General features: G+C 60.3%; 10 protein-coding genes. 7 read left to right on the forward strand and 3 right to left on the reverse strand.

Annotated elements, in window-relative coordinates:
* Positions 1-498, forward strand: a complete 498-nt coding sequence (locus tag AACY07_RS03430; protein ID WP_339473460.1) for a methylated-DNA--[protein]-cysteine S-methyltransferase — start codon at positions 1-3, stop codon at positions 496-498.
* A gap of 33 nt (positions 499-531) precedes the next feature.
* Here AACY07_RS03430 and nadC read toward each other — a convergent pair whose 3' ends face one another.
* On the reverse strand, positions 532-1,380 hold the full coding sequence (gene nadC / locus AACY07_RS03435; RefSeq protein ID WP_133078565.1) for a carboxylating nicotinate-nucleotide diphosphorylase: 849 nt from the start codon (positions 1,378-1,380) through the stop codon (positions 532-534).
* Positions 1,381-1,780: 400 nt separating this feature from the next.
* On the opposite strand from nadC, the gene AACY07_RS03440 reads away from it, so the two are divergent.
* From AACY07_RS03440 to ampE, 3 genes are all read left to right on the forward strand, one after another.
* Positions 1,781-3,220, forward strand: a complete 1,440-nt coding sequence (locus AACY07_RS03440) for a DUF1631 family protein (protein WP_445261346.1) — start codon at positions 1,781-1,783, stop codon at positions 3,218-3,220.
* Positions 3,221-3,303: 83 nt separating this feature from the next.
* Positions 3,304-3,867: a 1,6-anhydro-N-acetylmuramyl-L-alanine amidase AmpD gene (ampD, locus tag AACY07_RS03445; RefSeq protein WP_339473464.1), complete on the forward strand. Its 564-nt coding sequence runs from the start codon at positions 3,304-3,306 to the stop codon at positions 3,865-3,867.
* Positions 3,864-4,700, forward strand: a complete 837-nt coding sequence (gene ampE / locus AACY07_RS03450) for a regulatory signaling modulator protein AmpE (protein ID WP_133078562.1) — start codon at positions 3,864-3,866, stop codon at positions 4,698-4,700. The genes ampD and ampE overlap by 4 nt, the downstream gene beginning before the upstream one ends.
* 123 nt (positions 4,701-4,823) lie before the next feature.
* Here ampE and AACY07_RS03455 read toward each other — a convergent pair whose 3' ends face one another.
* Entirely contained in the window at positions 4,824-5,606 is a 783-nt protein-coding gene (locus AACY07_RS03455; protein ID WP_339473466.1) for a TatD family hydrolase, read from the reverse strand.
* Between the two features lie 2 nt (positions 5,607-5,608).
* The gene (gene cra, locus AACY07_RS03460) at positions 5,609-6,604 is read right to left on the reverse strand and encodes a catabolite repressor/activator (protein WP_326398508.1); all 996 of its coding nucleotides are present in this window, start codon (positions 6,602-6,604) and stop codon (positions 5,609-5,611) included.
* A gap of 337 nt (positions 6,605-6,941) precedes the next feature.
* On the opposite strand from cra, the gene ptsP reads away from it, so the two are divergent.
* The 3 genes from ptsP to AACY07_RS03475 are packed head-to-tail and all read left to right on the forward strand — an operon-like array spanning position 6,942 to position 12,495.
* Positions 6,942-9,803, forward strand: a complete 2,862-nt coding sequence (gene ptsP, locus AACY07_RS03465; protein WP_339473468.1) for a phosphoenolpyruvate--protein phosphotransferase — start codon at positions 6,942-6,944, stop codon at positions 9,801-9,803.
* On the forward strand, positions 9,803-10,744 hold the full coding sequence (gene pfkB / locus AACY07_RS03470) for a 1-phosphofructokinase (RefSeq protein WP_339473469.1): 942 nt from the start codon (positions 9,803-9,805) through the stop codon (positions 10,742-10,744). The genes ptsP and pfkB overlap by 1 nt, the downstream gene beginning before the upstream one ends.
* An 11-nt stretch (positions 10,745-10,755) precedes the next feature.
* Complete coding sequence (locus AACY07_RS03475) at positions 10,756-12,495, forward strand: PTS fructose-like transporter subunit IIB (RefSeq protein ID WP_339473470.1); 1,740 nt, start codon at positions 10,756-10,758, stop codon at positions 12,493-12,495.
* The last annotated feature ends 81 nt before the right edge of the window (positions 12,496-12,576 follow it).

Here is a 12,576-nt window from a genome sequence, read left to right on the forward strand (position 1 = left end):
ATGAAAACTGTGTACTACGAACACATGCCATCACCCATTGGCCCGCTGTTTTTGGTCGCCGATGATGAAGGGCTGCGAGAAGTGCGTTTCGAGCTGGAGCGCCGGCCGCATACGCCGTTGGACGGTTGGGTGCACTCGCCCGGCAAACTCGCTGAAGTCCGACGTCAATTGGAAGAGTACTTTGCGGGTGAGCGCCTGACATTCGACTTGCTGCTCAAGCCCTTGGGCACTGAGTTCCAGCAGTCGGTATGGCAAGCGCTGACCACCATTCCCTACGCGGTGACGACCAGTTACGGGCAGCTATCGCAGCAAATCGATCGGCCCAAGGCGTCTCGGGCGGTGGGGGCCGCGAATGGGCGTAATCCGATTCCGATCATCATCCCGTGCCATCGCGTGATTGGCAGCAACGGAACACTGACCGGTTTCGCCGGTGGGCTGGCGGCCAAGCAATGGCTACTGGCGCATGAGCTGAAGTGCCAGGGCTTTGCGCTGTCTTGATCAACCGGCAACAACCTGTGGAAGCAGGGCTGTTCAGAGGCTCAAGCGCATCGACAAATCCACTGCTTTGACATCCTTGGTCATGGCACCAATCGAGATGTAGTCCACGCCAGTTTCGGCAATCGGGCGCAAGGTTGTCTCGTTGATGCCGCCGCTGGCTTCCAGTTTGGCTTTACCCGCGTTCAGACGCACCGCTTCACGCATATCGTCCATGCTCAATTCGTCGAGCATGATGATGTCAGCGCCTGCTGCCAGAGCCTCCTTGAGTTCCTCCAGGCTTTCGACTTCTATCTCTACCGGCTTGCCCGGTGCGATTTTGTGCGCAGCGCTGATGGCTTGGGCAATGCCGCCGCAAGCAGCGATATGGTTTTCCTTGATCAAAAATGCGTCGTACAGACCGATACGGTGATTGTGGCAACCGCCGCAGGTCACTGCGTATTTTTGCGCCAGACGCAGGCCCGGCAGGGTTTTGCGGGTGTCCAGCAACTTGACCTGGGTGTCGGCCACTTGATCGGCCAGGTATTGCGCGTGGGTAGCAACGCCCGACAGCAATTGCAGAAAGTTCAGTGCACTGCGTTCACCGCTGAGCAGTGAGCGGGCAGGGCCTTCAAGGTGGAACAGCACTTGGTTGGGGCTCACACGCTCGCCATCGGCGACTTGCCAATGCACGGCAACCCGGGGGTCAAGCTGGCGAAAGACAGTGTCGACCCAGGCGGTACCGCTGATGACCGCTGTTTCACGGGTGATAATCGTGGCTTTGGCCAAGCGTTCGGCCGGGATCAGCCGTGCAGTGATATCGCCGCTGCCAATGTCTTCGGCTAACGCACGACGCACGTTGGCTTCGATTTCGGCAGTGAGGTCGGCCAGGCGTAAATTCGGCATAACGAGCTCCACAAACAAAGTGCGCCGATTATAGGGCCATGCCGCTGGCGAACCCAAGGTGTGCGCAGAGTCACAAGCAAATGCCTGCAATGTGCTTCTTTCGGCACTTTGAACATTAATACTCACCCTTGGTCATTCAAATGAAGAGTCCACTGGTACAAGCGCCTTCTTTTGCAAGATAATCCGCCTTTGGATTGGCGCCATAGGTTTGACGTACAGCCATTGCCTTAATTTCGATACACCGGCCAGTGCATGCGCCACTGCCGGCTTCTGTTTGTGAGCGTTAAAAATGGCTCTGACCACGAGCGTTCACTGGCAAGCGAAGAGACCCTTCAGGGAGGCCAGGATGCAAAATGACGGGAAAGTGGGGCCTGTGCACAGGACCGCCACTGAGTTGGCGATGCATTCGCCACTTGCCCGCCTGCCTGTGATCCTGCTGCAGGTTCATGACAAAGCCGCTCAGCAGCTCAGGATCGAATTGCAGGCGCTGTTCGACAATGCCGATGAAACCTTGTTTGAAATGGCCGACAAGGCTCAAAGCGATACCGAGCAGAGCCTGTTTTTTGAAGCCATGCGCGATGTGCGGCTCAAGCGCAAACACATTGAGCGCGGCTTTCTTGAGCACCTGTTTGATGCCTTTGTCAGTCTGACCCAACCCGATGTCAGTGAGCCCACGCTACAGGCTGGCGCCCCGATACAGGCTGCGTTCTCACTGATGGCCAATGACCTTGAGCGGGCTCAAGTGACCAGTGCAATGGTGACGCGGGTACTGAACCGCAACCAGTTGGCCCTGTGCCAGTTGAGCACTCGTCTCAATACCCTGAGTTGCATCCCCCTGGATGAGCAGAACAACCCCCTGGGCCCGGCCCGGCTGTGCGAGTACTTTTTGCAGGCCGAACGGGATCAGGGCGTGGACATCAAGGTCAAGCTCATCATGCTGCGCCTGTTCGAGAAGTACCTGCTCAGCAGGACCGAGCATCTGTACGCCGATGCAAACCAGTTGTTGATCGCCACGGGTGTGTTACCCGACCTATCGGAAAAGACCTCGTGCTGCGCAGTGAAAGCCGGTGCCCTTGCGCAGGAATTACCCGATACCAGTGAAAATGCGAGCTACCTGGTAGGGCTATTATTCGATTACATCCGCGATGACCGGAACCTGTCACCTGCGTTGAGAAAGCTGCTGGGACTGTTGCGCGAACCGGTGCTGCAGATCGCCCAGAGCGATCAGAACTTTTTCAGTTGTGACAGCCACCCGGCCCGTCGCTTGCTCAATGTGATCGCTGGCGCCGCCATTGGCTGTGGCGAGAGTGCCGATGACTGCAACGATCTGCTGTATCGCAAAATCGAGCACGTGGTTCTGCAACTGGTGCGGTATGCGGGCAATAACCCGGCGCTGCTTGAATCGTTGCTGCATGACTTTTTGATGTTTACCCGCGGCGAATACAGCCGCAGTGAGTTGCTTGAGCAGCGCACCCGTGATGCGGCGCAGGCTCGCAGTTGCCCCACGTTTGAACCCGAGCCGCAGACAGTGCCCTTGCCCGTTCTTGATGAGCAGGGCCACCTTGGGCTGTTGCTGGTCAGCCAGTTGCGTATTGGTACCTGGATTGAACTCCAGGAAGACGACAACACATCCCTGCGCTGCAAGCTGATTACGATCCTGGAGCCCGGCGGCACGCATATTTTTGTCAATCGCATCGGGGCCAAGGTGCTGGAAAGAAACCGCACCGATCTGATCGTCCAGCTGCGCAACGGGACTGTTTTGCCGCTCGACGACCGCTTATTGATTGACCGGGCGCTGGAGTCGGTAATAGACAGTCTGCGTCAGTCCAGCCCGGAGTAGACGGGTAGTACGCAGATTGCTCCCCATCGGCGCGCTCATCGCGGCATACTGGGCCTTTCGTTTTGCCTGTTGAAGGAGCCTGTATGCAATTGGACCCCGCGAGCGGCTGGTTTCAAGGTGTGCGCCATTGTCCGTCCCCCAACTTCAATGCGCGCCCTAGTGACGAAATCTCCCTGCTGGTTATCCACAACATCAGCTTGCCCCCCGGGCAGTTCGCCACCGGCAAGGTTCAGGAATTCTTCCAGAGTCGACTGGACGTCACAGAGCATCCTTACTTTGAAGGCATTGCGGACTTGAAAGTGAGTGCGCATTTCCTGATCGAGCGAGATGGCACTGTGACCCAGTTTGTCTCCTGCCTTGATCGAGCATGGCATGCGGGGGTTTCGAGCTTTGAAGGGCGAGAGACCTGCAATGACTTTTCCCTGGGCATTGAACTTGAGGGCACCGATGAGCTGCCCTTCACGGAGGCGCAGTATCAGGCGTTGACAGCCTTGAGCCGGCAATTGCAGGCGGCTTTTCCCGATATCACCCCCCGCAGGATATGTGGTCATAGCGACGTTGCACCGGGGCGCAAGACGGATCCGGGGCCGGCTTTTGATTGGATGCGCTTTCGCAGCGCGTTGCAGCACACAGGAGAGAAACAATGAGTTTTGTGGTGTTACTGCTGGCGATTCTGGTCGAGAAGTTCTCGGGTTTGCGTCAGCGCCTGCAATGTGACGGTGGCTGGCTGCGCGAGTTGCACAAGCTTGAAGCCAGCCCCGGCCTTGGCAATAAACCCTGGTGGGTGTTGTTCATCCTGATTGCATTGCCTGCAGCCGTATTGGGCCTGCTCCTGGTGGTGCTGCACCCTGTGGCTTATGGCCTGTTGGCGCTGCCGATCCACCTGCTGGTGGTGATTTACAGCCTGGGGCGCGGCGATCTGCTGGGCGGGCTCGGGCCGTTTCGCGACGCCTGGCGGCGTGGCGACTTGCAGGCGGCTGCCCATGTTGCCGAGCGTGATCTGGGCGTCAGTGCCGACAGCGGCGAGCAATTGCTGGAGAAGGTGCAGGGGCATTTGTTGTGGCAGGCCTACCAGAGCTTTTTTGCGGTGATTTTCTGGTATTTCCTGCTGGGGCCTGTGGTGGTCTTGAGCTATCGCTTGCTGGCCCTGGCGGCAGAGCACAGCCAGAATCCGGCACTGGTCGAACGTGCCGGGCAGTTGCGGCATGCCTTTGATTGGTTGCCGGTGCGGCTGCTGGCCGCGAGTTTTGCGCTGGTAGGCAACTTCGCAGCGGTCAGTCGAGTGATGCTGCATGAGCTGCTGAGTTGGGACATCAGCGCCGCGCAACTGATCAACAAGGCTGGCTGTGCCGCTGCCGAAATCCCCGCGCCACAGGCCGGACCTGAAGGTGTGGGCAGCCTCGACACCCTCTGGGCCTTGTTGCTGCGCGCGGCGGTGCTTTGGTATGCGTGTTTTGCGGTGTGGGCGTTGCTGCTGTAGAGCCGCATTTCATCGCTGTGAGAGCGGGCTTGCTCGCGATGGTATCGACTGGGTATGCCTGACCCACCGAGTTGTCTGAATCGCGAGCAAGCCCGCTCCCACAAGAAATTACACAGGCTGCGCTCAGTGCTTCCAGCCAAAGACCTCACAGGCATTAGTCGTACTGGCCTCGGCTAAACGCTCCGGGCTGATGCCCATCACCTCGGCCAGTGCCTGGCAAATATCGGGCAAGTACTCCGGGCTGTTGCGCTGGTTGGGGTGCATGGCAGGCGCCATGTCGGGGGCGTCGGTTTCCAGCACCAGGGCGTCCAGCGGCAAATCGGCGATCACTTTTCGCAGGCGCAAGGCCTGCGGCCAGGTGGCCGCGCCACCCAGACCCAGTTTGAATCCCAGCTTGATATATTCGCGGGCTTCTTCGCGACTGCCTGCAAATGCATGAACAATCCCGCCGCGCTTTAGCCGCAAGCGCTTCAGTGTCGCAATCACCTGAGCATGGCTGCGCCTGACGTGGAGCAGGGCGGGCAGTTGAAAGTCGGCGGCCAATTGCAGCTGCGCTTCAAACAGCGTTTGCTGGCCGTCACGGTCGAGTTCGGGAAGAAAGTAGTCCAGGCCGATTTCCCCCACCGCACATAACTGCGGATGCCCTGCCAGGCGGCTCAGCCATTGCTCGAGCTCAATCACCTGCTCAGGACGATGATCGTTGAGGTACACCGGGTGCAAGCCAAAGGCGGCATACAGCTGGCTGTCGGTTTGCACCAGATCCCACAATCGCTGCCAATTGCTCTGATAGACCCCCAGCACCACCATTTTTTCAACACCCAACGCTCGACTGCGCGCCAGTAACTGCGGGCGGTCAGCGTCAAAGTCCGGGAAGTCGAGGTGGGTGTGGGTGTCGATCAACTGCATGCTCAGGCCTGATGGATACGCTGTTTGAAATTACGTGCGATCGCATGAATGCCGGGCACGTAGTTCTGCTCTTCAATGGCTGCCAGCGCCAGGTTCAGGGCTGTTTCGGCGATCAGTTTGTGTTGCTGGCCCATGGCATTGACGGGCAGCGGCAGGAAATCCAGCAACTGTGTGTCACCAAAGGTGGCCAGGCGCAAGGGCGGGCGCTGGGTCGGGTGCTCCAGCAATGCGTCGAACATCCCCTGCAACAGCACGTATGAGGTCGTGATCAGCGCATCCGGGAAGTGCCCCTGACGCGCCAGCAATTCATCGATGATCCGGCGTCCACATTCGCGGCTGAAGGCCGCGCCGTGTTCAATCAGGACTTCGCCTTCAAACCCTTCGACAGCCTGCTTGAACCCGGCCTCACGGGCCTGACTGACGCTCAGTTCAGGACGGGCGCCGATCAATACAATCTGCCGGGGCAATGGCTGTAACAGGCTGCGGGTCAATTGCAGGCTGGCTTCGCAGTCATCACTGATAACCGAACAAAAACGCTCCGGCTCCATCGTCCGGTCAATGGCAATGATCGGCATGCCCAGATCTTGCAACTGGCGGTAGCTGTCATCTTCTTCGGGCAAGCAACTGGCCACGAACAGGGCGTCGCAACGGCGGGCACGAAACAGCTTGAGCAACTGGCGCTCACTTTCCGGGGCATCGTCGGAGCTGGCGATCAGCAACTGATAGCCCCGGGCACGGGCGCCTTGTTCGAGTTGCTTGGCCAGGCGGGCATAACTCGGGTTTTCAAGGTCCGGGAGGATAAACCCCAAGGTGCGCGTGTGCCGGCTGCGCAGTCCGGCCGCTTGCGGGTTGGGGGTAAAGCCGTGTTCCTCGACCACAGCGCGTACGCGCTCGACCGTGCTGCTGCTGATGCGCTGCTGCTCGGCTTTTCCATTGATGACATAGCTGGCCGTGGTTACGGAAACACCTGCCAATTGAGCGATATCACTGAGCTTCACGCCGAAAATTCCTTATTTTTTGTAGTACATGTCGACATTTTGGCCAATCCTAACCGATAAAGGCAGCCGACCATCGTCTGTCCTTCGCGTCCTGCCTTTTTTGCACCATCCGCAGCGAGCACTCATCAATACGACAAGTTGGACTTCAAGCGCGAGCAATTATGCAGTAACGTGCCGGGTATTCTTGATTAAACGTTTCAGCATACGTATTTAAAGGTGCTTATCACGGTAGCGATGTGCTTGCCACACATCCGCAGACACAGCCCGTGATCAGCGACCTAAGCTGACTTAATTCAAAACAATACCGGGTGCCATAGAGCGCCGGAAAGGAGAACGCATGCTCGAGCTCACCATAGAGCAGATTTCCATGGGCCAGACGGCTGTGGACAAGTCTGCGGCGTTGCAATTACTCGCCGATAAACTGGTTGCCGATGGCTTGGTGGCTGAAGGTTATCTGAGCGGCTTGCAAGCGCGTGAGGCTCAAGGTTCGACCTTTTTGGGCCAGGGCATCGCCATCCCCCATGGCACGCCTGAAACCCGCGACCTGGTGTTCACCACGGGGGTGCGTTTATTGCAGTTCCCCGAGGGGGTGGATTGGGGCGATGGGCAAATGGTGTACCTGGCGATTGGCATTGCGGCCAAGTCCGATGAGCACCTGCGCTTGCTGCAACTGTTGACCCGGGCCCTGGGCGAGACCGATCTGGGCGAAGCCCTGCGTCGCGCCAGCTCTGCCGAAGCCTTGCTCAAATTGCTCCAGGGCGCTCCCCAGGAACTGGCGCTGGATGCCCAGATGATTGGCCTGGGTGTGTCCGCGGATGACTTCGAAGAGCTGGTATGGCGCGGCGCACGCCTGTTGCGCCAGGCCGATTGCGTGAGCAATGGCTTTGCCGCCGTACTGCAACAAGTTGATGCGCTACCCCTGGGCGATGGCCTGTGGTGGCTGCACAGCGAGCAGACGGTCAAGCGTCCGGGGCTGGCGTTTGTAACGCCGGACAAACCGATGCGCTACCTGGGCCAGCCGCTGAGCGGTCTGTTTTGCCTGGCCAGCCTGGGCGAAGCCCATCAGGCATTGCTGGAGCGCCTGTGCGCGTTGCTGATTGCCGGTCGCGGTCACGAATTGGGCCGGGCCACCAGCCGTCGTGCGGTGCTCGAAGTGCTGGGCGCAGAGTCGCCGGCTGACTGGCCGAGCGCCCGTATTACCTTGGCCAACGCCCACGGTCTGCATGCGCGCCCGGCCAAGGTTCTCGCGCAACTGGCGAAAAGCTTTGAAGGTGAAATCCGCGTCAGGATCGTTGACGGGCAGGACTCGGCAGTTTCGGCCAAGAGCCTGAGCAAGTTGCTCAGCCTCGGTGCCCGTCGCGGCCAGGTGCTGGAGTTTGTTGCCGAACCGAGCATTGCCAATGACGCATTGCCCGCACTGCTGGCGGCTGTCGAAGGCGGTCTGGGCGAAGAAGTCGAGCCGCTGCCGATCCTGGTCGAAGCAGCCCCGAGCGTGGCCGAAATTGCCACGCTGATCACCGCTCCGGTTGCCGGTAGCGTGGTGCAGGCCATCGCCGCCTCGCCCGGCATTGCCATTGGCCCGGCCCATATCCAAGTGTTGCAAACCTTCGACTACCCGCTGCGTGGCGAGTCGTCAGCGGTTGAGCGCGAGCGCCTGCAAAAAGCCTTGAACGAAGTGCGTCAGGACATTGAAGGCCTGATTTCGCGCAGTCAGTCCAAGGCCATTCGCGAAATTTTCATCACTCACCAGGAAATGCTCGACGACCCGGAACTGACTGACGAAGTCGATTCGCGCCTCAAGCAGGGCGAAAGTGCCGAAGCGGCCTGGATGTCCGTGATCGAAGCCGCTGCACACCAGCAAGAGTCCTTGCAGGATGCGCTGCTGGCTGAGCGGGCGGCCGATCTGCGGGATATCGGTCGCCGCGTCCTGGCTCAGTTGTGTGGTGTGCAAACCCCGGCCGAACCTGACCAGCCCTATGTGCTGGTGATGGATGAAGTGGGCCCGTCGGACGTGGCGCGTCTTGATCCGGCACGGGTAGCGGGTATTTTGACCGCCCGCGGTGGCGCGACTGCGCACAGCGCCATTGTCGCTCGTGCACTGGGTATTCCGGCGCTGGTGGGGGCAGGCGAAGCCGTGTTGTTACTGGCGCCGGGCACTCAGCTATTAATCGATGGCCAGCGCGGTCGCTTGCACGTTTCACCGGATGCCGACGCCTTGCAGCGTGCCACCCAGGAGCGCGACAGCCGCGAACAGCGCTTGCTGGCCGCTTTTGCTCAGCGCCACGAACTGGCCGTGACCCAGGATGGCCACCCGGTTGAAGTGTTTGCCAATATCGGCGAAAGCAAAGGCGTCGCCAGTGCCGTGGAGCAGGGCGCTGAGGGCATTGGCCTGTTGCGCACCGAGCTGATTTTCATGGCCCACTCCCAGGCGCCGGACGAGGCCACTCAGGAAGCTGAGTACCGCCGCGTACTGGATGGCCTGGACGGGCGGCCCCTGGTGGTTCGTACTTTGGACGTGGGTGGCGACAAGCCGCTGCCGTACTGGCCGATCGAGAAAGAAGAAAACCCGTTTCTGGGTGTTCGCGGTATTCGTCTTACCCTGCAACGTCCGCACGTCATGGAAAGCCAGTTGCGCGCTTTGCTGCGCTCGGCAGACAACCGCCCGCTGCGCATCATGTTTCCGATGGTGGGCAGCGTGGCCGAATGGCGGGCCGCTCGCGACATGACCGAGCGTCTGCGGCTGGAAATTCCGGTGGCCGATTTGCAACTGGGGATCATGATCGAAGTGCCGTCCGCCGCCTTGCTGGCACCTGTGCTGGCCAAGGAAGTGGATTTTTTCAGCGTCGGCACTAACGACCTGACCCAGTACACCCTGGCCATCGACCGTGGTCACCCGACCCTGTCGGCTCAGGCAGACGGCCTGCATCCGGCGGTGCTGCAACTGATCGACATCACCGTACGAGCCGCCCATGCCCACGGCAAATGGGTTGGCGTGTGCGGCGAACTGGCCGCTGATCCGCTGGCGGTGCCCGTACTGGTTGGCCTGGGCGTGGATGAGCTGAGCGTTTCGGCGCGCAGCATTCCCGAAGTCAAGGCGCGGGTGCGGGAGTTGAGCATGGATCGCCTCACAACCCTGGCCGCCCAGGCATTGAGCGTTGGCAGTCCGGATGAAGTTCGTGCATTGGTGGAGGCGCTCTAATGGCCAGCATTCTGACCATCACCCTCAACCCGGCGCTGGACTTGACCGTGCGCCTGGGGCATCTGGCGCCGGGCGAGGTCAATCGCAGCCCGATGATGCTGACCCATGCCGCGGGCAAGGGCATCAACGTCGCGCAAGTGCTGGCGGACCTGGGCCACACACTGACGGTGAGCGGCTTTTTGGGCGAAGACAATGCGCAAGCATTCGATGCGTTGTTCAAGCGCCGTGGCTTTGTCGACGGGTTTGTCCGCGTGCCCGGTGAAACCCGCAGCAATATCAAACTCGCCGAAGACGATGGCCGCGTGACCGACCTGAACGGGCTTGGGCCGCAGGTCAGCCCGCAGGCGCAGCAAGCTTTGCTCGACATACTCGATCGAATTGCACCCGGCCATGATGCAGTGGTGGTGGCCGGTAGTTTGCCCCAGGGCGTGAGCCCGCAGTGGCTGCATGATCTGGTGCTGCGCTTGAAGGCGCTTGGTTTGAACGTGATTCTGGACACCAGTGGCCAGGCCTTGAAAGAAGCCTTGGCAGCGGGCCCCTGGTTGATCAAGCCCAATACCGAAGAACTCAGTGATGCCTTGGGCAGCGATATCAGCAGCCTTGAGGCCCAGATCGAAGCGGCCACTCGTTTGCAGGCGCTGGGTATTGAACACGTGGTTATTTCCCACGGTGCTGACGGTGTGAACTGGTTCAGCCGCGCCGGGGCCTTGCAGGCATTGCCGCCCAAGGTCAGCGTAGCCAGCACGGTGGGGGCAGGCGACTCGTTGCTCGCGGGCATGGTCCACGGTTTGCTCAGCGGGCACAGCCCCGAACAGACCTTGCGAACCGCCACGGCCATTGCGGCAATGGCAGTCACTCAAATCGGTTTTGGTATCAGCGATGCGGCGCACCTGGCGACGCTCGAAAGCGGCGTTCGCGTTCGCCCCCTGACAAAAGAATAAGAGGGATACACATGAAATTAGCCATTGTGACGGGCTGCCCCAACGGCATGGTGACCAGCGTGCTATGCGCCCGTTTGCTCGATGCCGCCGCGCAGCGCCAGGGCTGGAGCACCAGCGTTGAAGTGCATGATCCCAAGCACCCGGAACGCCAATTGTCGGCGGCCACCCTCGACGAAGCCGAGTGGGTTTTGCTGGTCAGCAGTACACCGCTGGACATGCAGCGTTTTATTGGCAAGCGGGTATTTCAGAGCACCCCGGCCCAGGCCCTGCAGGATGTAGAGGCCGTGTTGCTGCGCGGGATCAAAGAGGCGCAAATCTACACGTCGCCTGCGCCATCCTCGACCCCTGTCGAGAGCGAGAAACGCGCACCTAAAATCGTCGCCGTCACGGCATGCCCGACCGGCGTTGCCCACACGTTCATGGCGGCCGAAGCCTTGCAGCAGGCGGCCAAGCGATTGGGCTACGAACTGCAGGTCGAAACCCAAGGCTCGGTCGGTGCGCGCAATCCGTTGAGCGCCGAGGCCATCCGGGACGCCGATGTGGTGCTGTTGGCGGCAGATATCGAAGTGCCGGCCGAGCGCTTTGCCGGCAAAAAGATTTACCGCTGCGGCACCGGCATTGCCCTCAAACAAGCCGAAGCCACCCTGAACAAGGCATTGGCCGAAGGCCAGCAAGAGAGCGCCGCGACGGGCGGCTCAGCACCGGCCAAGCAAGAAAAAACCGGGGTCTACAAACATTTGCTGACCGGCGTGTCCTTCATGCTGCCGATGGTGGTGGCGGGCGGTTTGCTGATCGCGTTGTCCTTCGTGTTTGGCATCTCTGCTTATAAAGAGCCCGGCACGCTGGCGGCAGCCCTGATGCAAATCGGTGGTGACGCTGCGTTCAAACTGATGGTGCCGCTGCTGGCGGGTTACATCGCCTACTCGATTGCCGACCGTCCGGGCCTGGCGCCGGGGATGATAGGCGGTCTGTTGGCGAGCACGCTGGGTGCCGGGTTTATCGGCGGGATCATTGCCGGGTTTATCGCGGGCTATTGCGCCAAGGCGATCAATCGCTATCTGCAATTGCCGCAAAGCCTGGAAGCCTTGAAGCCGATTCTGATCATCCCGTTGTTCGCCAGCCTGTTTACCGGCCTGGTGATGATCTACGTGGTGGGCAAGCCGGTTGCCGGGATGCTCGAGGGCCTCACCCACTTCCTCGACAGCATGGGCACCACCAACGCCATTCTGTTGGGTGTGCTGCTGGGCGGGATGATGTGTGTCGACCTTGGCGGGCCTATCAACAAGGCGGCGTATGCGTTTTCGGTCGGGCTGCTGGCTTCCCAGAGTTATGCACCGATGGCGGCCACGATGGCGGCGGGCATGGTGCCGCCGATCGGGCTGGGCATTGCGACCTTCCTGGCGCGGCGCAAGTTCGCTCAAACCGAGCGTGAGGCGGGCAAAGCGGCGCTGGTGCTGGGGCTGTGCTTTATTTCTGAAGGTGCGATCCCGTTTGCTGCCAAAGACCCGCTGCGGGTTATTCCGGCGAGCATCCTGGGTGGCGCGTTGACGGGCGCATTGTCGATGTACTTCGGCTGCAAGCTGATGGCACCGCACGGCGGCTTGTTCGTGCTGCTGATCCCGAATGCGATCAACCATGCGCTGCTGTACTTGCTTGCGATTGTGGCGGGCAGCCTGTTGACTGCGGTGGTGTATGCGGTGATCAAGCGGCCGGAGCCGGTGGAAATGGCGCTGGAGACAGCCAAGGCGTAGTCGCCTGGTAGCCAATACCTTGTGGGAGCGGGCTTGCTCGCGATGCACTTGATGCAGTTTATCTGATTCACCGCATTGAGC

Origin of the sequence: Pseudomonas sp. RL_5y_Pfl2_69, from assembly GCF_963970465.1 — a bacterium.
Lineage (GTDB): Bacteria > Pseudomonadota > Gammaproteobacteria > Pseudomonadales > Pseudomonadaceae > Aquipseudomonas.

Bases quoted from the DNA above. Each gene is read 5' to 3' on its own strand.
- ptsP (WP_339473468.1), top strand. From the start codon at position 6,942: ATGCTCGAGCTCACCATAGAGCAGATTTCCATGGGCCAGACGGCTGTG.
- ampE (WP_133078562.1), top strand. From the start codon at position 3,864: ATGAGTTTTGTGGTGTTACTGCTGGCGATTCTGGTCGAGAAGTTCTCG.
- ampD (WP_339473464.1), top strand. From the start codon at position 3,304: ATGCAATTGGACCCCGCGAGCGGCTGGTTTCAAGGTGTGCGCCATTGT.
- AACY07_RS03430 (WP_339473460.1), top strand. From the start codon at position 1: ATGAAAACTGTGTACTACGAACACATGCCATCACCCATTGGCCCGCTG.
- nadC (WP_133078565.1), bottom strand. From the start codon at position 1,380: ATGCCGAATTTACGCCTGGCCGACCTCACTGCCGAAATCGAAGCCAAC.
- AACY07_RS03475 (WP_339473470.1), top strand. From the start codon at position 10,756: ATGAAATTAGCCATTGTGACGGGCTGCCCCAACGGCATGGTGACCAGC.
- AACY07_RS03455 (WP_339473466.1), bottom strand. From the start codon at position 5,606: ATGCAGTTGATCGACACCCACACCCACCTCGACTTCCCGGACTTTGAC.
- AACY07_RS03440 (WP_445261346.1), top strand. From the start codon at position 1,781: ATGCATTCGCCACTTGCCCGCCTGCCTGTGATCCTGCTGCAGGTTCAT.
- pfkB (WP_339473469.1), top strand. From the start codon at position 9,803: ATGGCCAGCATTCTGACCATCACCCTCAACCCGGCGCTGGACTTGACC.